The organism is Paenibacillus tyrphae (assembly GCF_024158745.1).
Lineage (GTDB): Bacteria > Bacillota > Bacilli > Paenibacillales > NBRC-103111 > Paenibacillus_G > Paenibacillus_G tyrfis_A.
The window spans coordinates 1-21,822 of the sequence record NZ_JAMZAW010000001.1 but is presented as its reverse complement, the minus strand read 5'-3'; the positions used below and the strand labels follow the sequence as shown (position 1 = coordinate 21,822).

Here is a 21,822-nt window from a genome sequence, read left to right as displayed (position 1 = left end):
TATGGTACTTATTAACAGTAAATATTACTATAGTAATTATTACAAATAATTAGTCGAGAGGATGTTTAGAGTTTATGCAGTCGCAGGTTTGGAGCTTTATCCGTACGAAACCATACTTATACATAGTACTGCTCTGCTTGGCGCTGGCTGCGGCGGCTTGCAGCCCGGGAGGGAGCGGCCCGGATAGCGGGGCAGGGGCAAACGGAACGAAGGCAGCCGACGGTTCGGAGAAAGCAGGCGCAGCAGGCGAAGCCAAGAAGCTGACGCTTCTCTATAATTTCAAGAGCGGCAGCCTGGACCCGCATAACGGAGCTGCGTCGCTGCGGATGGGCGTCGCGGAAACGCTCGTGCGCATGGATGACAAGCTGGAGGTGAAGCCGTGGCTCGCGACGAAGTGGACGGCGAAGGATGAGCGCACTTGGGTGTTTACGATCCGCGACGGCGTTACGTTTCAGGACGGGACCAAGCTGGATGCGGCGGCGGTAAAAGCATCGTTCGAGCGCGGCATCGCCGCCAGCAAGTCCTTGGCCTCAACGCTGAAGATCGCTTCGATGGAAGCAAGCGGTCAGGAGCTGACGGTCGTGACGACCGAGCCTTCGCCGTCCTTCCCGTCGGAATTGGTCAACCCGTCTGCTGCCGTCATCAGCGTGGAAGCGGAGAAGAAGATGGGCAAGGAGGCGTTCAACCTGGCTCCCGTAGGAACGGGGCCGTTTCGAGTGAAGCAGTTCAAGCCGAATATCGAGATTGCGCTGGAGCGCTATGACGGCTATTGGGACGGCAAGGCCAAGCTAAACGAGGTGACCGTGAAATTCAACGAGGACGCCAACGTCAGGGTGCTTGCGCTCCAGTCCGGGGAAGCGGATATCGCTTACCATATTCCGGCGGAATCCGTCGCCTCGCTCGAAAAGGACGCCCGGCTTCGTGTGGAGTCCGTAGCGGGTCTGCGCGTTCACTTCCTGCTGTATAACCAGAAGAAACCGCTGATGCAGGATCTGAAAGCAAGACAAGCGATCGATCTGCTGCTTAACCGCGAGAGTATAGCCAAGGACGTCATGCTCGGACATGCTGTCCCGGCCAACGGGCCGTTTAATTCGAGCCTGCCCTTCGGCAGCAAGGACCCGGTGCAAAAGCCGAACCCGAACGAGGCCAAAAAGCTGCTGGAAGAAGCGGGCTTCAAGGCGGGAGCGGACGGGAAGCTAGCGAAGGACGGCCAGCCGCTTACGTTGGAGCTTATTACATATAAAGGCCGACCGGAACTGCCGCTGATCGCCCAACTGCTGCAATCGGACGCGGCGACGGCCGGCGTGACGATGAACATCAAGACGGTCGAGAACGTCGATACGTATTTGCGCGAGAACAAGGACTGGGACTTGGCGACGTACAGCAATTCCACGGCTCCCCGCGGGGACGGGGGCTTCTTCTTGAATTCGGCCTTCATGCCCGGCGGGGCGCTTAATGCGGCCAGTCTGGACTCACCCGACCTGAAGGAGGTCATCGGCCGGTTGAATGCCGCAGGCGACATCGGGAAGCGGGTTCAGCTTACACAGGAGGCGGTGAACGTCATTAAGCGGGAGCTTCCGCAGTCCTATGCCGTTTACCCGAATATTGTCGTGGGCGTCAAAAAACGGGTGTCCAATTGGAAGCCTGGCGCCGAGGAGTACTATATCGTGACGAATCTAATGGATGTGAAGTAGAAATGCTCCCATGGAAGCTGGTCAGGACGCGCCTGCTGCAGCTGATATTCGTGCTGCTCCTGTTGTCCTTCGTGACGTTTGCCTTGATGAAGCTGGCGCCGGGTGATCCGGTGCTGTCCATTCTGAACTCGGATGAATTGTCCGTGACGAAAGCCGACGAAGCCCGGCTGCGCGAGGAGCTCGGTTTCGACCGGCCGCTCTATGAGCAGTATGGCCGGTGGATGCTGAATCTGCTGCAGCTTGATCTCGGCCATTCCTATATCAAAGGAAAGCCGGTGCTCGACGAAATCGTGCAGCGGCTGCCGACGACCATTCAATTGACCGCGGGCGGTCTCGCCGTCATGGTGCTGATCGCCGCGCCGCTTGGCTTGCTTGCAGCCCGCTACCCCGGCCGCTGGCCGGATCAGGCCGGGCGGATTCTTGCGCTCATCGGCGCTTCCGTCCCCAGCTTCTGGATGGGGCTGCTGCTGATTTATGCTTTTTCGTTCAAGCTGCAATGGCTGCCGTCGATGGGCAAGGGGGGCTTCGCGTATCAGATTCTGCCTTCAATCACGCTCGGTTTTTCCATGGCCGCGGTGTATGCCCGGCTGCTTCGCGCAGGGCTGCTCGAAAGCTTGTCGCAGGAATACATCCGGGCAGCGCGGGCCAGAGGAATTGCGGAGTGGAGGATTATGGGCAACCATGCGATGCGCGCAGCGCTCATGCCGATCGTCACCGTATTCGGCATGAGCATCGGCAACCTGCTGACCGGGTCGGTCGTCATCGAAATGCTGTTCTCCTGGCCCGGGCTCGGAAGCATGGCGGTGGAGGCTATTTTTCAGCGCGATTATCCGGTTATTCAAGGGTATGTCTTGCTGACGGGAGCTTTTGTCGTTCTGGTGAACTTGCTGGTCGATCTGACCTACACCTTCCTTGACCCGCGAATTCGCTACGGAAAGGCTGGGTTGACATGAACGCGGCACCAACAACCTTGGCTTCCCGCCGTTTTCCGGCCCGGAGAAGCGCATGGCAGCGTATGCTGCGCGATCCGATGACTGCTGTGGGCATCGGACTGCTGGGCGTCCTTCTTTTGATTATCCTGCTAGGCCCCTATATCGTGCCGAACGATCCGCTGACCGTGAAGATGGCGGAGCGGCTGAAGCCGGCCAGCCTGCAGTATCCGCTGGGCACGGACCATTTGGGGCGCTGCATTTTTTCGAGGCTCGTCGCCGGAGCCCGGACAACGCTTGGCTTTACGGGACTCGTCGTCCTGACGGTTGCGTTGATCGGACTGCCGCTGGGGCTGTGGTCCGGGTATGTCGGAGGGCGCGTCGATGCGCTGCTGATGCGGCTGGTGGACGGGATGGGCGCCTTACCCGAGTTTATTTTGGCGATTGCCCTGACCGGCTTTCTCGGCCCGAGCTTGAGCAATCTGATGCTGTCCGTCGTGCTGGTCAAATGGATGGGCTATGCCCGTGTGGTCCGCAGCATCGTGCTGTCCGAACGGGAGAAAGAGTATGTGCTCGCGGCGCGTGTCGGCGGAAGCGGCACGTGGAAGGTGATCGGGCTACATTTGCTGCCGCACGCGGTTTCGCCGGTTCTCGTGCTGGCTGCGCTGGATGTGGGCAAAATCATTTTGACCATTTCTTCGTTGTCCTATCTAGGGCTTGGCGCCCAGCCTCCCGCGCCCGAATGGGGGGCGATGCTGAACGACGGACGGGCGTATTTCCAGACGGCCCCGGAGCTGATGATCTATCCGGGCATGGCGATTTTGCTGGTGGTCGTTGCGTGCAACCTGATCGGCGAAGGGCTTCGGGATCTGCTGGACATTCGGAGCCAATAAGAAGCGAAAGGGGAGAGGAAAACATGAAGGGATGGGCTGCGAACGAGGCGGGGGAATGTACCCTTGCTGCGCAGAATGAATGGGCGGACGGCGCCGGAGAGCCTTCTGAGCCGGTGTTGGAGCTGGAGCACTTGACCGTCTATGCCGTGCAGGGAAAAGCGCAGCAGCCGCTGGTTCGCGATCTGAACCTCGCCATCGGGCCGGGGGAGATGCTGGCGCTGGTCGGGGAAAGCGGCAGCGGCAAAAGTGTAACGGCTGGCGCCGTGCTGGGCCTTCTGCCGAGCTCTCTTCGCATCGGCGAGGGCCAAATCCGGTTTCGGGGCGAAGAGATTTCGGCGTGGCCGAACAAGCGAAAGCGGCAGCTTCGCGGCAAAGAAATGGCTCTCGTGTTCCAGGATTATCAAGGGAGCTTCACGCCGTTCCTGAAGGTGGGAAAGCAGCTCGTCGAGGCGGTGCGAAGCCACGTCCGGATAACTAACGGTGAAGCGAAGGAGCTTGCACTGCATTGGCTGAATGAGGTCGATCTGCCTGCGGAGCGCGTCTTCGACAGCTATCCGTTCCAGCTCAGCGGCGGACAGCGCCAGCGTGCGGCGCTTGCGGCGGCGATGCTGCTGAAGCCGAAGCTGCTGATTGCCGACGAGCCGACGACGGCGCTGGACGTACTGACCGGGGAGCGGGTGCTTGATCTGATGACGAAGCTGCGGCGGCAGACGGGCTGCGCGATTTTGTTTATCTCGCACGATCTGAGGCTTGTGCTGAAGCGGGCCGACACCATCGCCGTTATGCAAGGGGGACGGATCGTCGAGTTCGACCGGGCCGACACGATACGCCGCCGGGCGGCGCATCCTTATACGCGGCTGCTGCTTGAGTCGCGTCCCCTTCTGTTAAGGAATCCCGGCACTGACCGGGCCGCAGAGCCGGATAAGCCATTGCAGCTCGTACCTTGAAGGAACAGGAGTGGATTCGGATGAGCCGTCTGTTGGACGTTCGTCAGCTTAGCAAAACTTTTATTCAAAACGGGAGCGCCGTACCGGCCGTACAGGACGTTTCGTTCAACATCGATGAGGGCGAATGCCTCGGTCTGGTCGGAGAAAGCGGCAGCGGCAAAAGCACGCTGGCCCGCATCCTGCTCGCGCTGGAGCGGCCTGACCGCGGAGAAATTACCTTGGCCGGACGCTCCCTGCTCACTCTAAAGGGCAGCGCACTGCGCGAAGTCCGTCAGCATATGCAGGTCGTCTTTCAAGATCCGACGGCGTCGCTCAATCAGCGCTTGCCCATTTGGCGGTCGGTCATCGAGCCGTTGGATAATTTCCCCCAGGTTACGCCGTCTTTTCTTACGGAGGTGCGGCACTCCCGCCGGGCGGCAGCAGCCCGCTTACTTGAGATGGTAGGCTTGCCCGCGGATTTTCTGGACCGTTATCCGCACGAGATGAGCGGGGGACAGCGGCAGCGTGCAGCCATCTCCAGAGGAATCAGCCTCGGCCCGAAGCTGCTGATTTGCGACGAGCCGACCTCCAGTCTGGATGTGTCGGTACAGGCGCAAATTTTGCAGCTGCTGAAAACGATGCAAGCGCAGCTCGGCATGGCCTGCTTGTTCATCTCCCATGACATCGCCGCCGTTCAGTCCGTCAGCGACCGCATCATCGTCATGAAGGGCGGCCGGATCGTGGACCGGTTCGCAAGCGGTCAGCTCATGGATGCGGACCGCGACGAATATACTAGGCGTCTGGTCGAAGCGGTGAGCGAATAAGAAAAGAACCCCGTGATCACGGGGTTCCGTGCGATTTAAGGACAAGCCGCTTCACAAAAGTAATATCCGGCTCGAACCAACGTTTGGCGTGGGTTTCGACCCATGGCTGCGACAGCAGCCAGACGATGCCGAACCCGGCGATAATCGTCAGCCCTTGGCTCCAAGGGGTTTGCAGATAGACATAAACCCCTGCCGCAAGCAGCGATTTTAGAATGAAGGCATGAAGCAGAAAGACGTACCCCGTCCGTTTTCCCCAATCCGTGATCCGGCCGGCCGCCCAGGGCACCAAGCTCAAAAAAGCGATCGAAGCGGCCGCCTGCACCCCGTACATCCCCAAGCGATATATTCCGGCATACCACTCCGGATGACCGGTCTCCGCGTAGGTGAAGCTGCCGTACAGCCAGCGCGGATCGATTCGTCCGCCTAACCAGAAGAAGAGAATGACGGCAATGCCGAGAAGGACAGCAGGCATACGCAGCCGTTTGACTATGGTTTCCCAATGCAGCGGCAGGAAGTATCCTGCCAGGAAGAACGGAAAGTACACCAATGTCCGCGATACGCTGAGCCAAGCCCCGGCCCAAGGGAGGTAACCGACGGCGATGCCGAGCAGCAGCGAGACAATCAGTGGATGGCGCATATGAACGAACGCGCGCAGCAGCAGCCTCCAGCAAAAGTGGCTGAGCAGGAACCAGAGCAGCGAGTAGGGCATGAAGAACGAATGAATCACGCCTTTGGCTTGAAAGAAGACGATATCCGCCAAGCTGTACAGTGTCTGGAACAACACATATTGATACGCAATCGTGCAAAGCCCGTCGATTCCGGGCCGGTCGAGACGGAAGCTTTTGGCAAAATAGCCCATCGCCAGAGCGAACATCGGAATATGGAACGAGTAGATCGTCTCGTAAAGGGCGAACAACGGCGAGCTCCGATCGATCATCGGCTCGATGATGTTGGCTGTGACGACGCAAGCAATAAGCAAAAATTTCAAATTAAGCGCATAAGTGTTAAGCGATGGTGCGGAAGCCTTTCCCACGGGAAGTCACCTCTATATGTATACTGTGCTGTCTGTCGGCTCTCTCGCCGCATTGGAGCGGCTGCTACCGTCTCCTCGTCTTGAGCATACCTCTTTCGATGCGCCGGAGCAGTGAGAAGGATCACGGCTCATTGGTGATCAAAATCACAGACATTTCACAGTCGCAAGAAATTAATCCGAGTGACGATGCCAAACTTCACCAAATCTTCATCCGATCCTCATCTTGTCTTCATGAAAGAAAGCTGGGGCGATGCTACAATCAGATTATGAATTTAGACCTAATCTAAATATAAATCATGAGGAGGAATTATCCATGAATGAACAATTAACGGTACTGTTGAACAACCAAATCGCCAACTGGTCGGTCCTGTACGTCAAGCTGCATAATTACCACTGGTACGTCAAAGGCCCTCAATTTTTCACGCTGCATACGAAATTCGAGGAGCTGTATACGGAAGCGGCGCTGCATGTAGATACGCTGGCCGAACGGCTGCTGGCGGTGGGCGGCAAACCGGTTGCGACGATGAGCGGAAGCCTTCGGCTCGCCTCGGTTCGCGAGGCGGAAGGCGAGGAGACGGCGGAGCAGATGGTGGCGGCGCTGGTGAACGATTTTAATCTGATCATCGGAGAGCTTAAAACAGGCATGAAATTCGCCGAGTCCGTACAGGACGACACGACGGGAGATCTGCTGCTGGCCATTCATTCGAGTCTGGAAAAGCACGTCTGGATGCTGAATGCATTTTTGGGCAACTAATTCAATTGATAAGATCCAATCTCGCAGTGCTGCGGCTCTATCTTCCGGTGCGCGGCTTGGACAATCGGCTTGCTTCTATCGTATGATGAAATCATAGATATGGAAGAAGCTGTATTGGAGGAGATTAGAACGATGAAGCCGCGTTCCAAAAAGATAGGGTACTTGCTCGCCGGAACGGCTCTTGCCGCCGTTTGTGTGGTACTGGTCGCGTACGGCGGCGAGCCCCCTGCATGGCTGCTTGCGTCCGGGAAGGGTGCTGCGCCGGCTGCCGAAAAACAAGCCCCGGCCCGCCGCGAAATTCTCGATTTTCATATGTCCGATCTGGATAAAGGCCGGATTCGCTATACGGACGGCACAAGCAGCGTGACGGAAGACGGAGGCGCTCATTGGACGGAGCCGGCCCCGGGCCTTCCGGATGCAGCGGCATCCGGTACGAACGGACCAAGCGCTTCGCTAACCGATGGCAAAAAGCTCACGACGATTGCTTACCAGACTAAAGACTACCCGGTGAAGCAGTCGCAGTTTGTCACCGACCGGGTCGGCTGGGCGCTTGTCACGGCCGGAACGGAGCTGGCCAATCCGCTGCTGGTAACGACGGACGGGGGACAAACCTGGCATGCCGAGGTGACGCCTGCGGTGAAGGATGTGCTGCAGGAAGAAAAGCAGCGTCAGCAGCGGATTAGCCGGGAAGCGGCTTTGTACGCTTCTCCCGAGCAAGCCAAGAAGGCGATGGATACCGCCTGGACGCTCTTGCCGGATACGGCGAGTCCCGGCGACGTCGTGCTGGTACGGCACGATCAGCCCGGCGAAGTCGCTTGGCAGGGGAAGACGTATGAGCTGCAGCCGTTCGAGGCCGGGTATTTCGCTTATCTTCCGGTGCCGATGAAGACCAAACCCGGCTCGTATCCGATCGGCGATCAGACGCTGAAGATCAAGGATAAAAAGTTCGAGACGCAGCACCTCAAGGTATCGAAGCAGATGGAGAGCATGCGTCAGGATACGAAGCGAATCGAAGCCGACCAGAAAAAAATCGATGCCGCGCGAAGCAAGTCGGAACCCGCCTTTCTTTTTTCGGCCCCCTTTATTCAGCCGATCGAGGGGATACTGACGACCCCGTACGGTCATACCCGCTATGTGAACGGCAAGTTTGCCAGCTCCCATACGGCCATCGATTTGGCGGCCAAAGAAGGCACCCCGATTAAAGCGGCGAATGACGGCATCGTAGCGCTGGCGGACAATTTCTATTTGACGGGCAATACGATCTATATCGATCATGGAATGAATCTGTTTTCCCAGTACGCGCATTTGTCGAAGCTTCAGGTGAAGACGGGGGACCGGGTGAAACGGGGCGATATTATCGGGCTGGTGGGCTCGACCGGATTCTCGACGGGACCGCACCTCCACTTTACGTTCTGGGCGCACAACGTTCCGGTCAATCCGAATCTGTTCTTTAATGCGACTCCGTTTCAATGGCTGAAGCAGGAGCCCCAATCGCGTTAAGGTGCAAGCCAACTGCTTTCCGAAAAAGTCCGGTGAATGGCACCGAAGCTATACGCCGGACTCGTAAAGCAGTTGTTGCATAAGGTCGCATGACTTCCGCAAGATGCCGGAGGCCAAGACTTCTGTCGCCCCTCTTATATACCACGTGTTATGCAATACATAGATTAACATATATTATTATTTATCCATCAACCATTGTAAAATAAGCCTTATCAAAATAAAGACAAGTGGAAAGGGGGAGTCAGAGTGGAAACAGCATATAAACAACAAACAGGAGAAAAACTGATTCGTATCCTCGTTTTCACACTGGTTATCTCTGTCATGAGCGCGACGATGTTCAACATCGTGCTTCCGCAGATTGGGGCAGAGTTCCGGCTCACGCTTGCGCAAGTCAGTTGGGTCTCATCGGTCTATATGCTGATTTATGCGATAGGCTCGGTCACCTATGGAAAGCTGGCCGATAAGTATAAGCTCAAAAATTTGCTGACATTCGGGTTAATCTTCTTCGCGATAGGTTCCCTGATCGGGTTAACTGCGCAAACGTATTGGATGGTGCTCCTCGGCCGGATTTTGCAGGCCGCCGGGGCTTCGGTCGTGCCTGCAACGGCCATGATCATCCCGATTCGCTACTTCCCGCCGGAGACGCGCGGCCGCGCGATGGGCATTGCGGCCGCCGGACTAGCGCTCGGCGGAGCGCTCGGGCCGACAACCTCTGCTTTGATCGTCAGTGTCGTTCATTGGCGCTGGCTGTTCCTGCTGCCGGTCTTGGCGCTGCTTACGCTCCCGTTCTATCGCAAGTATCTTGACGACGAACCGGGCAAGGCGGGGAAAATCGATTGGCTGGGTGGAGGCCTGCTGGCTATAACGGTAGCGCTGGTACTCCTCACCGTGACGAATGAGGCTTGGCTTCTTGCAGGCTGCGCACTGGTTACGCTAGGTTTGTTTATTGCACGCATTCGCTCCGCGGCCGAACCGTTCGTTCAGCCCCTGCTGTTCCGCAATAAAAGCTACTCATACGGGCTTGTGATCGCTTTTGTAGTGAACGGGGTCGGGTACTCGCTTGCCTTTTTAAGCCCGCAGCTTTTATCCCTCGTCAATGGTCTGGCTCCGGGCTTGGTTGGCTTCAGCATGGTTCCGGCTGCCATCGCGTCGGCGCTTCTGGGCAGAACAGGCGGCAAGCTGGCAGACGACAAAGGCAATCCGTTTCTGTATTTCACGGCCTCGGCGCTGCTGATCGCGTGCTTTGTCCTGCTGTCGACCTTTGCGGGAATTTCGCCGATCGCCATTGCTATTTTCCTGATCTTAGGCAACGTCGGGCAGACGTTCATGGTCGTGGCTTTGTCGAATACGATTTCCCGGACGCTGCCTAAGGACCAGACCGGCGTAGGGATGGGGCTGCTCTCGCTGCTAAACTTTATCTCTGGCGCTCTCGCCGCCGGCCTGTACAGCAATGTGGTCGATCACGGTTCCGCGTTTCAGTGGAATCCGGCGAACGTATCCCTGAATCATGACGCGTTCGTATTCAGCAATATTTATACGGTGCTCGCGATTTTGCATCTTGCGACGCTGGTCTTCTACTTTTTTCAGTTCGGCAAGGTCGTGCGGAAAAGCAGTATCGTAGAAGGCTGAACGAATACGATATCGTTGAGTGCGGGGTTGCGGAAAGGCCATGGGTTACTTTTAGAAGCTGGCTGTCTAGCGGCCCTTCCTTGCTGCGAGCGAACATGATATACTTCTAAATACAGAACAGTTTCGTCTGATTTCTAAAATGAAACAAGTTCGATGGCTCCAGCGGGGAAGCCTAAACAATGAGCATTGGACAGGTGAAAGACATGGCTGCACGCGCTTCCGTACGCCAACATATTTTGGATGTCGCTTCCGAATTATTTTATCGTGAAGGGATCCGTTCCATCGGTGTAGATACGATTGTTGAGAAAGCCGGTATTAGTAAAGCAACTCTATACCGTCATTTCACAACCAAAGATGGGTTGGTTGTTGCCTATCTTGAGGCACAGGATCATATCAACTGGCAGCACTTTGACGAAGCGATCGCCGAGCATGCAGGATCGCCAAAAGAGCAGATGCTGGCGTTGATTGATGCTACAGTGGAATTATTGGAGCCAGGATATCACCGTGGCTGTCATTTCTTGAATGCACTCGCCGAATTTTCCGAAGAAGATCATCCCGTACATCTGCTGGCGGTCGAGTACAATCGAGCAATACGCATGCGCTTGTCCCGTCTGTGCCAGCAAGCAGGCGTGAGCGACGAGAACCTGACCGATCAGCTGATGCTGGTGATTAACGGTGCCTTGTCGTCAGTCCCGATATACGGCTTTGCCGGTCCTGCGGCCCAGCTTAAAACAATCGCTGCACATGTGATTGATTCCTATCTTGAAAAAGAAAAAGCTTAGTGAAAAGCAGCCATATAGGCCAAATCCCCCTGTTGATCATCATCCGAATGGTTCGCTGAGATCAACAGGGGGATTTTTAATTGCCGAAAAAAAACATGTTGACACGAGGAAATGAAGAGCTCGGTGCACTTATCAAAGTGCTTCGATAGAGAGACTGACCGCATGAAAAAAACGGTTGCTTCGGCAGCCGTTTTTTTATCTCGAAGTAAGCGATGTTCAAGGTTAGTTTCGTCACTCCGCCGAGACGAATTGAATATCGCGGACATCGGCGTCCGACGCGGCGAAGTCGAGCAGTCCGCGGCCTTCCTCGGCCAAGGCTTCGCAGTCTTCCCCGGATAATGGCTCGAAGGGCTCGATGACCAGCGTGGCGGTACGGCGCTGTCGCACGATTCTCCATATCCCCCGGACGAAGCCGTCGACGAGGATGGTGGCCCGAATGATGCCGTTCTCGGTGAAAACAAGGGGGCGGTACTCGTCGGCCAGAATGCGCGTTCGATCGGCATAGGACAAAAGCATGTTATCGAACTCGCCCAAATAACGGGGCGGCGCCGGGGTATCCGGACCGGGGAGCGGCGCGCCCGGCACATCGAATAGCTCGCTGCCGTCTTCGCCCTTATAGACGGATAGACGCGGCCGGAGTCGGTCGATCGTTTCGCGCAGCCGGGTTAGTCCCGACCAAACCTGCATATCCTTGACCGTGGCCGGTCCGAATGCGGCGAGGTACCGGAGAATCGTTTCCTCCAGCGATGGAGCCGAGGCTAACGATTGCCCCAGCCAAGCTTCTGCAGTGGTGTGGACGGCTTGACCGCCGTCCCCCCAGATGCCTCGCGGGGGGACTTGAACGAGCGGCACCAGGGCGCGTACGACGTTGGCGAGCGCGGCGGGTTCGCGGTCCGACCACTGCTCGCGCAGCAGCTTGCCAAGCTCGCCGAGTGTCCGGGGCTGTTCCTCGACCAATATCCGGCCGGCTGCCGCGACCGCTTCAAGATCAAGCCCCGTAAGACGCCGTCCGTAGCTGCCGCTGAGACCGCGTTCGTAGACGGACTGCATCAAAGGACGCAAGATCAGGCTGTCGCGCGCGGTAACCAGATGAATGGTGGACCGCATCAGTGCGATGCGAACCGCACGCCGGTCCAGAAGTAAGCGGGACAGATCGTCCTGACGGAACCCGCGCAGCCGCGTCCACAGCCCGAAATAGGGCGGGTTGGGCGCTTGAGCCTGCATGCCGACCAAATGCTCAAGGGCATCGGCAACCGGCATGTCCGCGCGTTGCAGCAGCAGCTGGCGCGCAAGCAGGGCGCGGTTTAAGGCACGGGCTCCAAGCACAACGGGATGCGAGGGTTCCCCGAGAGGGCCGTTTGCAGCGCTTGGCTGGGGTTGTATTTGCACGAGATGAAAGACCTCCTTAATAGCGCCGTTAAGCTGTAAAGAACGCCTCCTCTGGACATCGTCCGAGCAGCTCGAACAACCCCAAGGAGCGCCTAAAGACAAAGCATCGTCGGATGCCGATCCGATTTTCAAAACCGTCCCGACCTGAAAATCGACAGCAGCAGCCATAGAAACATCAGCGCGGCGACGCAGAAGCCGATTTCAATGACGGGAAAATTCCACAGCAAGGTCGATTGCCTGCCAAGCGACGAGCCGATAATAAGACCGACCATAATAATGCTGAATGCGAGCAGGACGATACTGAAAGATAGCTGGTTGCTGATTCGGTCCATTTTTCGCATCAAGGCATCCAGCTCGGCGATCGATATTTCAAAGCGAAGCCTGCCTTTCTTCACCATCCCGAGCAGCTCGCGCAGCTTCATCGGCGTTTCCGTCAGCAGGGAGGCGGCCTCGCTTATCTGATGCCACACGCTGTCGGCCACATTGCGGGGGCTGAACCTTTCGGCGAACAGCTTTCGTCCGAAAGGTTCGGCGATGCTGATGACGCTAAACGTCGGGTCCAGCGATGTGACGACGCCTTCGAGCGTCAGAAGCGCTTTGCCGAGCAGCGTCAGGTCGGCGGGAATGCGTACGCGGTGTTCGTAAGCGACGGCGAGCAGGTCGTTGACCGATTCGCCGAGCTTGACGCGGCTGAGCGGCACGTCGTAGTATTTTTCCCGCAGCTCGTCCACATCCGCGCGCAGGGAGTCCATATCGACATCGTCGGGAATGATGCCGATGCCTTCAATCGCCTTGATGACGCCGTCGGTGCTGTTGCGCCGCAGGGCAATGACAAGCGAACCGAAATGATATTTCATCATCGGGGTAAGCCGTCCGACCATGCCGAAGTCGATCAGTCCGATCACCCCGCCCGGGAGGACGATAATGTTGCCCGGGTGCGGATCGGCATGAAAGAAGCCTTCCACAAAAATTTGCTGAAAAACGATCCGGGCAATCGTTTCGGCCAGTTTTTTCGGTTCGTACCCCAGCTCTTGCAGACGCTCCGTTTCGGTAGGCTTTACGCCTTCCAAATATTCCATGGTCAACACGTTGCGGCTCGAATAATCCCAATAGATCGCCGGTATACATACATCCGAGTCGCGCTCGAACGGCTTCGCCATCCGCTGCGCGCTGCGGCCTTCATTCGTATAATCCAGCTCGGCGCGCAGCGACTGGGACAGCTCGTACACCATGTCGCGCACCTGATATTTGGCCGCCCAGTCGAGCCGGTGCTCGGCGAGGCGGGCCAAATCGTCCAAAATTTCAAGATCCGTTTCAACAATGGAACGAATGTTCGGGCGCTGGATTTTGACGGCGACCGGCTCGCCCGTATGCAGGCGGGCAAGATGGACCTGCCCGATGGAAGCCGCGGCGATCGGCGTTTCTTGAAATTCCGCGAACAGCTTCTCGAAGGGCTCGCCGAACTCGCTTTCCAGAACTTCGCGCACTTGCTCGAAAGGGAAGGGCGGCACTCGGTCCTGCAGCTTGACCAGCTCGTCGATAATATGAGCAGGCAGCAGGTCGGGACGCGTGCTGGCGATTTGGCCGATTTTGACGAAGGTCGGGCCAAGCTCCTCCAGAAACGTCCGGATGCGCTCGCCGATCGTGCGCGACCGGGCCTCCCGCCGTTCATTCAAGCCGATGCGCGTCCCCGCAAGCAGATCGGGCAGTCCAAGCTCTTTGACGAGGAAGCCGAGCCCGTTTCGGGCGAACGCTTTGGCAATGTCGCGGTACCTTTGCAGGTGCCGGATTTTCCGTCCGAGACTCATGAGCTTGCGGGAGGTAAGGTTTGGTCGGTTTCGGGCTGCTTGCCTTCCAGCTCGGCCACGCGGCGCTCAAGCTCTCCGATGCGCTGGGTCAACCGGACGTAATCGTCTTTGGTCGTCAAGTTCATCTCATGAAGCGCCTGACGCATGTAACCGCGCACCTTCTCCTCCAGCGTGGATTGGGCTTCCTGTCCTTTGCGCACCAAGTCGTCTACGACCTGCTGCGACTCGGCTTTGTTCAGTTCTCCTTTTTTGACCAGCTCGTCGACGAATTTTTCCGCCTGCTCTTTGCTGACCACGGCAAAGCCCAACCCCATCGAAACCGCTTTTCCCAACAAATCTCTAATCATCTCTGTCCCTCCTGTTCGTATCCGTATAGGGTGATTTTACCATAGCGGGCCGCAAACACCAAAACGGAAGCCCGGCACGCTCCCCGTCCGAATAAAATGCGCCGATGAGCACGGATTATCAAAAAAAGCAGGGGATTTTGTTGTACAATAAATTCCATGACACGATGGCTGGAGGCTTGGTGAGTGAATGGATTATTTCAAAAGGATTCAAGGGGCAATACAGTTTATCGAAGACCGCCTTCAGGAGGAGCTGGAAATTACGGCCATAGCATCGGCGGCTTGTTTTTCGGCTTTTCATTTTCAACGGCTGTTTCAAGCCATCTCGGGATTTTCCGTGCACCAATACATTCGGAGACGGAGACTGTCCGAAGCCGCGGTTTTATTGAAGGAAACGGGCAGAAGCGTTCTTGACATCGCCGTTGCGTTTCAATATGGCTCGCAAGAAGCGTTCACAAGGGCGTTCGAGAGTCAATTCGGCATCACTCCGGCGAAATACCGGAAGGAGCCCGTCCCGCTTCGTTTGCAGGACAAGGTGAATTTTCTCGATTATCAACAACATGCGGAAGGGGAATTGAACATGAATCGACCTGAGATTCTCGATCTGGAAGCGATCCGGATCATCGGCTACGAGTACCGGACAACTCTGCAAGAGGAGCAATATTTCGAAGAAATTCCGCGCTTTTACGGTGAGTTCGGGAGCAACGGATTATTTCTGAAGATTCCGGGCAGAGCGGCCCCGGAGATGGCTTATGGGATTGCCTGCAATTTTCAGGATGACGGCCGATTTTCGTTCGTGATCGGAGAAGAAGTGCACGAGTTTACGGAAGGTTTGGAGCCGGGGTTCATCTGTTACGAGATTCCGAAGGGGAAATATGCGGCATTTCGGGTCGACGGACCGCCGCAGAATACGAGAAAATACATCTACGGCACATGGCTGCCGAATTCGAATTACGAGCGGCGGGAGGGGCCGGATTTTGAAGTGACCGATGTGCTCAAGTCGTCTCCGGATGCCATAAGCATGGTCATCTATATTCCTATTGAATAGTTAGGATAGGAAGCTGCTTCGGCTTTTTCGGATTGTAGAGAAACCCACATCTGCCGGGTTTCTCTTTTGTTTATTGAGGTTGTTTTGAGGCAGAGCTATAACTGAACCTTGAGGGAATATTATTGGGGTGGCCGACAACAAGCTCTTCGACAGAATTCTGGTCTTCCTCCATACCTAAGGCAATCATCTTCGCACTCCCCATCTATTTCAAAAGGGGGTTGGCAAGTGCTGCTCATTGGCATTGAATAAGGGTTGTACCCGTAGTAGGGATTGTAATAGTAGGGATAGCGGTAGCTAGATATTGGCGAACCACCAGACTGAAATTGACGATAATTCAAAACAATCACTCCTTATTGTAATCTTATTTTTGCTTATACTTATGTGGCTGGATATTTTTTGGATGATTGTCTATGAATAATTAGGCGATTGTCGAGCTAAAAAAAGAGTCACAGTTCAATCCCTGTCCGTCCCTGTCGCAAGACAATAGGGTACGGTACAATAAATAGTCTGTTGCGGGGATCTTAATAGAATAGACTCTAGAAGCTGCAATCCCGGCAGCTTCTTTTTTATGGCCGGCGACACGATTGCTTAACGCCAACGGTCGATTTTTGACCAAAGATCAGCTACAATAGTCAAGGCATCCCGAATTGAAGTCTGAAGGAGAGTTACCGTTGACGTTATCTCATGAACGCGGCATGGAAGCCCCGTTCCAGCTCCGGCATTATCTTACGCTGATTACTGTAGTCATCATCGCCGGGATGAACCAAGGGCTTCTGCTGCCGCTGCTTACTCTATTGCTTGACAAGACGGGGGTCTCGACCGGGGTGAACGGCTTGAACGCGGCCGCTCTGTACATCGGAACCTTTGCCACGATGTTTTGGATTGAGAAGCCCGTGCGCCGTTTCGGTTACAAGCCGGTGATCGTCGGCGGCATCCTGATCGTGCTTGTCACGCTGATCTTATTTCCATCATTTCCTAATTTTTGGGTTTGGCTTGTGCTGCGGTTTATGGTAGGCGTGGGGGACAGCGGTCTGCATTATGCGACCCAGTTGTGGATCGTATCCCGCTCACCGGCAGATAAACGCGGCCGGTACATCTCGCTTTACGGGATGGCTTACGGGGCGGGATTCAGCCTGGGACCGCTTGGCATCAACCTGCTACCCTACGGGATGTGGGCGCCTTTTCTGGCGACGATGCTGTGTACGATCGTTTCGCTGCTGTTCGTGAGCCGGCTGCCCAATGCGCATCCGGAAACGGCGAGGAGGGAGGTGGGGGCGCAAGCCGTCGCCACCTATCCCGCCGTGTTTCGGCTCGCCTGGTACGCTTTGCTTACCTCGTTCCTGTACGGATACATGGAATCGTCCATGAACAGCAATTTTCCCGCTTACGGTCTGCGCATCGGCATCTCCGACGCCTGGATTTCGCTGCTGCTGCCGGTCATCGGGGTCGGCTCTCTGATCCTCCAACTGCCGCTTGGCATATGGAGCGACCGGTGGGGCCGCAAGCCGATCCTCATGACGGCAGGCCTGATCGGCGGGGCCGCCTTTGCAGCCGTCCCGTTCGCCGCGCAGGGGAATCTGCTGCTGGTGCTGATTTTGTTCGGTCTGGCCGGCGGGCTCGTCGGCTCATTCTTTACGCTGGGACTAGCTTATGCGGCGGATGTGGTGCCGAAAGCCGTGCTGCCCCGCACGAACGTCATCGCCTCCGTGTTGTTCAGCATCGGAAGCATCGCCGGGCCGAACATCGGCGGCTTCAGCATGCAGTACTTCTCCGTCCACAGCATGTTTTACTGGCTTGGCGGCGCGTACGTCTTATTCGCGCTGCTCGGACTCTGGTTCCGGCCGAAGGCTTCGTAGGCTCCCTGAGCCAAGGAGGCAATAAAGGAGGGCCGCACAAAGCGGCTGAGCTTGTTGAGAAGTGGTCAATTGAGATGATAGAGGTTACGATGGGGTGGGGTATCCACTTCCGACCACTGTTGTCATCGGGAAATTTGATTGTAAACCGCTTATTAGCGGACATTTCCCGAAGACAAAGGCGGCCGCTATCGCTTCTCCAGTGGATACCCCACCTCCGTTTGCATCTCTATTTTTGTGAAAACCCACTTTCTGAACAGCCTAGGCCGCACAATTGCGGCTCTTTTTTTTGCATGCATGCGCGATCTGAAGCAATTTGCCTTCATTTGGACATAAAGATAGCTCTTGCGAGTCATTTTAGGACGATGAAACTTGGTTATAGTTAATCAAGGAGCTTGGCACGGCAGACGTGGAAAGGATGAAGGGGGAGTCCCCGGCGGGTCAAACGATTGCGTTTCCAGGGAAAATCGACGCGCGGCAGTCCGCCATTTTCGTAAAATAACCTTCAAGCTCTATGTACCGGCTGGCTCGCAAAATGACATAATGTCCCATGTCCGCACAATGCTCGTTCCGTTATACTTGATGTGTTCCACAACGGCAGATAAGAAACCAACGGAGAGGGTGGAATGGAATGAAAATCAGCAAAAATAAGCTCGTGTTCTTGGCGGCAGCCTTCGGTATATTGTGCATCGGGGCCATTCTCGTTGCTTTCATTCAAGACGATTCGAGTTCGGTCGATCCTTTGATCGCTGAAAAAGCGGCGGGTTACCAGGTCGCGACCGTCCAGGTAAAGGAAGACGGCTTTGAGCCCAAACAAATCGAGCTTCAAGCGGGTGTGCCGGCCAAAATCAACTTCAAGAAATCGACGCGATTTACTTGCATCAAAAGCATGGTTTCCAAAGATCTAGGAATTATTGACGCTCCATTGGCAACTGGAAACAATATCATCGCCTTACCCGAATTGAAGCCTGGCACGTATCGCTATCATTGCGGAATGTATATGTTTGACGGAGTCATTACGGTGAAATAAATAAGAACGACGCGGGAAGCGGGAACGTTATCCCGTCCAGGCGGCAATGATTGAACCGCCGAGCGAAGCGGTGGTCGTCTCCCGATATTTTGTCGGGGGAGGGCCACCGCCTATTTTTTTATGTTTGGAAGTGCTCAAGTTTGCGGTATTGCCGAATTCACGCTCTCAAGAATTGTTTTTTCACTGTCTGCTGCGAGAGGATGCTGCCGGTGCTTTGGTTCGGTTATTTCAGTTCCGCACGGTTCATACGAGGGTTGGATGGAAATACATTGGATAGTAGATCCTTTTAAGGAAGGTGATCCGAAATGAATACGACGACGGCTTCAATCGACAGCTCCAGGAACATCATCGAGGTCTCCGGCGAAGGAACGGTTGCCGCGGCTCCGGACCGGGCGCTGATTACGCTGGGGGTAGTGACGGAAAAGGCGAATCTGAGCGAAGCGCAGACCGAAAATGCCGGAGCGGTGGCAAACATCCTCCAGTCGCTGTACCAGCTGGGAATTCCGAAGGAAAAGGTGCAGACGGTCCAGTACGGCATCGAGATCCAATACAATTACAAGGATGGGGTGCAAACGTTCCGCGGCTACAAAGTCACCCATCTTCTGCGAGTCACGGCGGACAAGATCGAGCAGACGGGAGTTATCGTGGACACGGCGGTTCGTCATGGAGCAAACACCGTATCCGGCATCCAGTTTACTTCGGCTCATCCAGAGGCTTATTACCATCAGGCATTGACGATGGCAGTCCACAGCAGCCGCCAGAAGGCGGCGACCCTCGCGAAAGCGATGGGCGTAGCGCTTCATCCTACCCCGGTTCGGATTCAAGAAACGTCACAGGCCATCGAACCGCGCCCGTATCAGATGGCGTCTTTTGCCGCTGCGGGCGCTACTCCCATCCAGCCGGGAGAGCTGAACATTTCCGCCGCTGTCAAAGCTTTTTATTCTTATTCTTGACGATTCCCTGGATCGAATGAAAAAGTAGACGTCAGTCCAGCATAGTCTCCGGCCATGCTTGCCAGCGGCTTCCAGTTCTCCGTTGCCGTTTTATAATTTCCCGCATAGACGGCGGAATCCACTTGCACGCGCTCCACGATTCCAAGAACGAGATGATCCCCGCCTACGGGAATGATTCGATCCAGCTTCAGCTCGAACGCAATCGGCGCTTCAAGCACGGCCGGCACATCGACACTTTTGCAAAACTGTGGCGTGACTCCCGCAAGCTCGAACTCGTTACGCTGCGGCTCGACATTAGCGGACGAACGCTGCATCGCCTCGCCTAATGGCTCGGAAACCATATTAATGACGTACTCGCCGACCTCGCGAATATTGGTCAGTGTATCCTTGATCGTGCCTTCCCGTTCGCCTACGCCCGGTCCGATGGAAATCAGCAGCGTGGGCGGATTGCGGGAAGCGACTGTAAAAAAACTAAAAGGCGCCAAATTAAGAACGCCGTCCTTGCTTTTGGACGAAACCCACGCAATGGGTCTCGGTACAACCGAACCGATCATCAGCTTGTACATTTCCTGCTCCGTTAAATCGCTCCTATGAAACGCGAGCGCATCATCCCCCGGCATCGTCATCATCCTTTCCTTGTTGTCCGGCATCGTCCGCATCGGTTTACACCGTCCAACCGGAGAGTTACAATTTAGTTCGGCCCCCGTGCACCCGTGTAACCCGAATTCTATGGCGGCCGCCGGACGCGGTACTCTTAAGTATAATCGCGTACCGGATAAAAAATAGTACGCACTTTAAAGTTAGTACTTACCTTAAGGAGAGGGACGCCGATGCCTGAACGGACGGAAACCGCGGAAATACATAACAACCAAACCCCGTTTGACTATACCTTGTCCATTATTGGCGGGAAGTGGAAAATGAAAATCATGTATCAATTAGCCTGTCAAAAGGTTACGCGCTACGGAGAGCTCAAGAGGCGAATTCCGGAAATTACTCATAAGGTGTTAAGCTCCCAGTTGAACGAGTTGGAAAACAGCGGTATCGTTAACAGGGAAGAGTACCGGCAAACGCCTCCGAAGGTGGAATATTCGCTAACTCCAAGAGGAAGAACTTTGATGCCCATTCTGGAGGAGATGTGCAAATGGGGAGTGCACAATCAATTGCCGTTGAAATGACTGCATCGACCAAGTACAATGGATGATAATCATTCTCATTGTATAACTGGAAGAAGGTGCGTTGTTTGACGCCGAATGTCGTGGTAGCCAACATACACGATTATTTTGACCGGATCGCCGAATTGGTTCATGGAACGGTTCGTACCCGAAGCTGGGAGCAGCAGCTTTCTCCGCCGCCTCATATCGGAAAGGGGAAGATCACCCGGATGCGGATTCGTCCGGGAATGGAGATCGTGGTTTCGGATATGACGTACGAGCGCAATATGAGGCTTCACATTATGGAAGCATGCCGGCTGTTCGAGCTGAGCTACTGCGTAAGCGGTGAAATTTATTGCGAATGGAACGGCAAAGAAAATTTGACGGGGAGCCGGACGGGCAACGTTCTGTTCCTGGAAAATATTCAAGTCTACGAGGAAATGAAAGCGGGTCTCCGGCAGCAATTGCTGGAGGTGCGTTTTGCTCCCGAGGAGCTGCTCCGTTATGCCGACGATGCGTCCGAGAAACAGGGGATGGAAGCGTGGATCCAGCGGCATAAAGGGAGCATCGACCCGTACGCGGATTCTCCGGCCATCCGAAAATGCGTATCCGATCTCATGCAGTGCACCTATAAAGGCTCGATGAAGCGATTGTACATGGAAGGCAAAGCGATGGAGCTTCTTGCTTTGTTTGCCGAGGCGGGCGGACGTGCTCCTGCCGATCGTAAGCTTGTGCTGCGCCGCGACGACATCGAGAAGCTGAAGGAGGTCAGGCGGTGGGTGATCAGCCGCGTAGAGCATCCCCTGTCCATCCGGGAACTGGCAAGACTCGCCGGTATTAACGAGTTTAAGCTGAAGAAGGGCTTTCGCGAGCTATTCGGCATGACGATCTTCGAGCTTGTAAGGCATGAGCGGATGGAGAAGGCGCTTCGTTTCATGGAAATCGAACGGATGAATGTGGGCGAAACTGCCGTTGCTGTCGGTTACAGCAATGTCAGCAATTTTACAACGGCGTTTCGGAAGCACTACGGCTTAAATCCCGGCGAATATGTAAAGCAGCTTCACCATTTGGACCTGCGGCAAAGCATGGAGCAGGAGAACAATAACCGTTGAAGCGGGCCCTTCAAACCCTTGGATCTCCAAAGGATTGAGGGGTTTTTATTTTATCGTTAAGGCTGAGAAGACTCCCTCTTCAATAAGGGGGAGATGAATCAGCACCCCTTGTATATCAATGAGAACATATGTGCTATAATTATCATAAAATTACCAAAGGAGGTGAATCC

Annotated in this window: 20 protein-coding genes; 15 read left to right on the top strand and 5 right to left on the bottom strand. The window is 55.4% G+C overall.

Annotated features, from left to right (window positions below; all coding sequences use genetic code 11):
- Positions 1-74: 74 nt before the first annotated feature.
- From nikA to NI000_RS00080, 5 genes are read left to right on the top strand one after another with little or no spacing between them, the layout of a single operon-like run.
- Entirely contained in the window at positions 75-1,694 is a 1,620-nt protein-coding gene (gene nikA / locus NI000_RS00100) for a nickel ABC transporter substrate-binding protein (RefSeq protein WP_253406709.1), read from the top strand.
- A gap of 2 nt (positions 1,695-1,696) precedes the next feature.
- Positions 1,697-2,647, top strand: coding sequence for a nickel ABC transporter permease (gene nikB / locus NI000_RS00095; protein ID WP_253406708.1), 951 nt, complete (start codon positions 1,697-1,699; stop codon positions 2,645-2,647).
- Positions 2,644-3,516 carry a nickel transporter permease gene (gene nikC, locus NI000_RS00090; RefSeq protein WP_253406707.1) on the top strand — a complete coding sequence of 291 codons (873 nt, stop codon included), beginning with the start codon at positions 2,644-2,646 and terminating at the stop codon, positions 3,514-3,516. Before nikB ends, nikC begins: the two co-directional genes overlap by 4 nt.
- Positions 3,517-3,539: 23 nt before the next feature.
- Positions 3,540-4,463 (top strand): ABC transporter ATP-binding protein, encoded by a 924-nt coding sequence (locus tag NI000_RS00085; protein ID WP_253406706.1) that lies wholly within the window; start codon positions 3,540-3,542, stop codon positions 4,461-4,463.
- Between the two features lie 20 nt (positions 4,464-4,483).
- Positions 4,484-5,266, top strand: a complete 783-nt coding sequence (locus NI000_RS00080) for an ABC transporter ATP-binding protein (RefSeq protein ID WP_253406705.1) — start codon at positions 4,484-4,486, stop codon at positions 5,264-5,266.
- 16 nt (positions 5,267-5,282) lie between these two features.
- On the opposite strand, the gene NI000_RS00075 is transcribed toward NI000_RS00080, so the two are convergent.
- A complete protein-coding gene (locus tag NI000_RS00075) occupies positions 5,283-6,254 on the bottom strand; it encodes an acyltransferase family protein (protein ID WP_253406704.1) in 972 nt (323 codons plus the stop codon).
- A gap of 358 nt (positions 6,255-6,612) precedes the next feature.
- Here NI000_RS00075 and NI000_RS00070 point away from each other — a divergent pair, with 358 nt between their 5' ends.
- From NI000_RS00070 to NI000_RS00055, 4 genes are all read left to right on the top strand, one after another.
- Entirely contained in the window at positions 6,613-7,053 is a 441-nt protein-coding gene (locus NI000_RS00070) for a Dps family protein (protein WP_253406703.1), read from the top strand.
- Positions 7,054-7,185: 132 nt separating this feature from the next.
- Positions 7,186-8,553 carry a peptidoglycan DD-metalloendopeptidase family protein gene (locus NI000_RS36645; RefSeq protein WP_301292171.1) on the top strand — a complete coding sequence of 456 codons (1,368 nt, stop codon included), beginning with the start codon at positions 7,186-7,188 and terminating at the stop codon, positions 8,551-8,553.
- A 246-nt stretch (positions 8,554-8,799) separates the two neighbouring features.
- Positions 8,800-10,182 carry an MFS transporter gene (locus NI000_RS00060; RefSeq protein WP_253406702.1) on the top strand — a complete coding sequence of 461 codons (1,383 nt, stop codon included), beginning with the start codon at positions 8,800-8,802 and terminating at the stop codon, positions 10,180-10,182.
- A gap of 179 nt (positions 10,183-10,361) precedes the next feature.
- Positions 10,362-10,964, top strand: coding sequence for a TetR/AcrR family transcriptional regulator (locus NI000_RS00055; protein ID WP_253406701.1), 603 nt, complete (start codon positions 10,362-10,364; stop codon positions 10,962-10,964).
- 231 nt (positions 10,965-11,195) lie between these two features.
- On the opposite strand, the gene NI000_RS00050 is transcribed toward NI000_RS00055, so the two are convergent.
- The 3 genes from NI000_RS00050 to NI000_RS00040 all read right to left on the bottom strand — a co-directional run bounded on the left by NI000_RS00050 (position 11,196) and on the right by NI000_RS00040 (position 14,508).
- Positions 11,196-12,353 (bottom strand): winged helix DNA-binding domain-containing protein, encoded by a 1,158-nt coding sequence (locus NI000_RS00050; protein WP_253406700.1) that lies wholly within the window; start codon positions 12,351-12,353, stop codon positions 11,196-11,198.
- Positions 12,354-12,481: 128 nt separating this feature from the next.
- Entirely contained in the window at positions 12,482-14,161 is a 1,680-nt protein-coding gene (locus tag NI000_RS00045; RefSeq protein ID WP_253406699.1) for an ABC1 kinase family protein, read from the bottom strand.
- The gene (locus NI000_RS00040; RefSeq protein ID WP_253406698.1) at positions 14,158-14,508 is read right to left on the bottom strand and encodes a phasin family protein; all 351 of its coding nucleotides are present in this window, start codon (positions 14,506-14,508) and stop codon (positions 14,158-14,160) included. The genes NI000_RS00045 and NI000_RS00040 overlap by 4 nt, the downstream gene beginning before the upstream one ends.
- Before the next feature lie 187 nt (positions 14,509-14,695).
- Between NI000_RS00040 and NI000_RS00035 the strand changes: the two genes are divergently transcribed.
- The 4 genes from NI000_RS00035 (at position 14,696) to NI000_RS00020 (ending at position 19,389) form a co-directional block, all read left to right on the top strand.
- Positions 14,696-15,553 (top strand): AraC family transcriptional regulator, encoded by an 858-nt coding sequence (locus tag NI000_RS00035; RefSeq protein ID WP_253406697.1) that lies wholly within the window; start codon positions 14,696-14,698, stop codon positions 15,551-15,553.
- A gap of 695 nt (positions 15,554-16,248) precedes the next feature.
- Positions 16,249-17,409, top strand: coding sequence for an MFS transporter (locus tag NI000_RS00030; RefSeq protein WP_253407389.1), 1,161 nt, complete (start codon positions 16,249-16,251; stop codon positions 17,407-17,409).
- 628 nt (positions 17,410-18,037) lie between these two features.
- On the top strand, positions 18,038-18,436 hold the full coding sequence (locus NI000_RS00025; protein ID WP_253406696.1) for a cupredoxin domain-containing protein: 399 nt from the start codon (positions 18,038-18,040) through the stop codon (positions 18,434-18,436).
- Between the two features lie 305 nt (positions 18,437-18,741).
- Positions 18,742-19,389, top strand: coding sequence for an SIMPL domain-containing protein (locus NI000_RS00020; protein ID WP_253406695.1), 648 nt, complete (start codon positions 18,742-18,744; stop codon positions 19,387-19,389).
- Here the strand turns inward: NI000_RS00020 and NI000_RS00015 are convergent.
- On the bottom strand, positions 19,380-20,048 hold the full coding sequence (locus NI000_RS00015) for a flavin reductase family protein (protein WP_253406694.1): 669 nt from the start codon (positions 20,046-20,048) through the stop codon (positions 19,380-19,382). The genes NI000_RS00020 and NI000_RS00015 overlap by 10 nt on opposite strands.
- 171 nt (positions 20,049-20,219) lie before the next feature.
- Between NI000_RS00015 and NI000_RS00010 the strand changes: the two genes are divergently transcribed.
- Positions 20,220-20,564 (top strand): winged helix-turn-helix transcriptional regulator, encoded by a 345-nt coding sequence (locus NI000_RS00010; RefSeq protein ID WP_253406693.1) that lies wholly within the window; start codon positions 20,220-20,222, stop codon positions 20,562-20,564.
- Between the two features lie 80 nt (positions 20,565-20,644).
- Complete coding sequence (locus NI000_RS00005; protein ID WP_253406692.1) at positions 20,645-21,652, top strand: AraC family transcriptional regulator; 1,008 nt, start codon at positions 20,645-20,647, stop codon at positions 21,650-21,652.
- Positions 21,653-21,822: the final 170 nt, after the last annotated feature.

What these genes read in the sequence shown, in the direction of transcription:
- NI000_RS00025 (WP_253406696.1), top strand. Translation starts at nt 18,038, where the DNA reads ATGAAAATCAGCAAAAATAAGCTCGTGTTCTTGGCGGCAGCCTTCGGT.
- NI000_RS00070 (WP_253406703.1), top strand. Translation starts at nt 6,613, where the DNA reads ATGAATGAACAATTAACGGTACTGTTGAACAACCAAATCGCCAACTGG.
- nikA (WP_253406709.1), top strand. Translation starts at nt 75, where the DNA reads ATGCAGTCGCAGGTTTGGAGCTTTATCCGTACGAAACCATACTTATAC.
- NI000_RS00080 (WP_253406705.1), top strand. Translation starts at nt 4,484, where the DNA reads ATGAGCCGTCTGTTGGACGTTCGTCAGCTTAGCAAAACTTTTATTCAA.
- NI000_RS00030 (WP_253407389.1), top strand. Translation starts at nt 16,249, where the DNA reads ATGGAAGCCCCGTTCCAGCTCCGGCATTATCTTACGCTGATTACTGTA.
- NI000_RS00010 (WP_253406693.1), top strand. Translation starts at nt 20,220, where the DNA reads ATGCCTGAACGGACGGAAACCGCGGAAATACATAACAACCAAACCCCG.
- NI000_RS00035 (WP_253406697.1), top strand. Translation starts at nt 14,696, where the DNA reads ATGGATTATTTCAAAAGGATTCAAGGGGCAATACAGTTTATCGAAGAC.
- NI000_RS00015 (WP_253406694.1), bottom strand. Translation starts at nt 20,048, where the DNA reads ATGCGGACGATGCCGGACAACAAGGAAAGGATGATGACGATGCCGGGG.
- NI000_RS00040 (WP_253406698.1), bottom strand. Translation starts at nt 14,508, where the DNA reads ATGATTAGAGATTTGTTGGGAAAAGCGGTTTCGATGGGGTTGGGCTTT.
- NI000_RS36645 (WP_301292171.1), top strand. Translation starts at nt 7,186, where the DNA reads ATGAAGCCGCGTTCCAAAAAGATAGGGTACTTGCTCGCCGGAACGGCT.
- nikB (WP_253406708.1), top strand. Translation starts at nt 1,697, where the DNA reads ATGCTCCCATGGAAGCTGGTCAGGACGCGCCTGCTGCAGCTGATATTC.
- NI000_RS00085 (WP_253406706.1), top strand. Translation starts at nt 3,540, where the DNA reads ATGAAGGGATGGGCTGCGAACGAGGCGGGGGAATGTACCCTTGCTGCG.
- NI000_RS00045 (WP_253406699.1), bottom strand. Translation starts at nt 14,161, where the DNA reads ATGAGTCTCGGACGGAAAATCCGGCACCTGCAAAGGTACCGCGACATT.
- NI000_RS00055 (WP_253406701.1), top strand. Translation starts at nt 10,362, where the DNA reads ATGAGCATTGGACAGGTGAAAGACATGGCTGCACGCGCTTCCGTACGC.
- NI000_RS00020 (WP_253406695.1), top strand. Translation starts at nt 18,742, where the DNA reads ATGAATACGACGACGGCTTCAATCGACAGCTCCAGGAACATCATCGAG.
- nikC (WP_253406707.1), top strand. Translation starts at nt 2,644, where the DNA reads ATGAACGCGGCACCAACAACCTTGGCTTCCCGCCGTTTTCCGGCCCGG.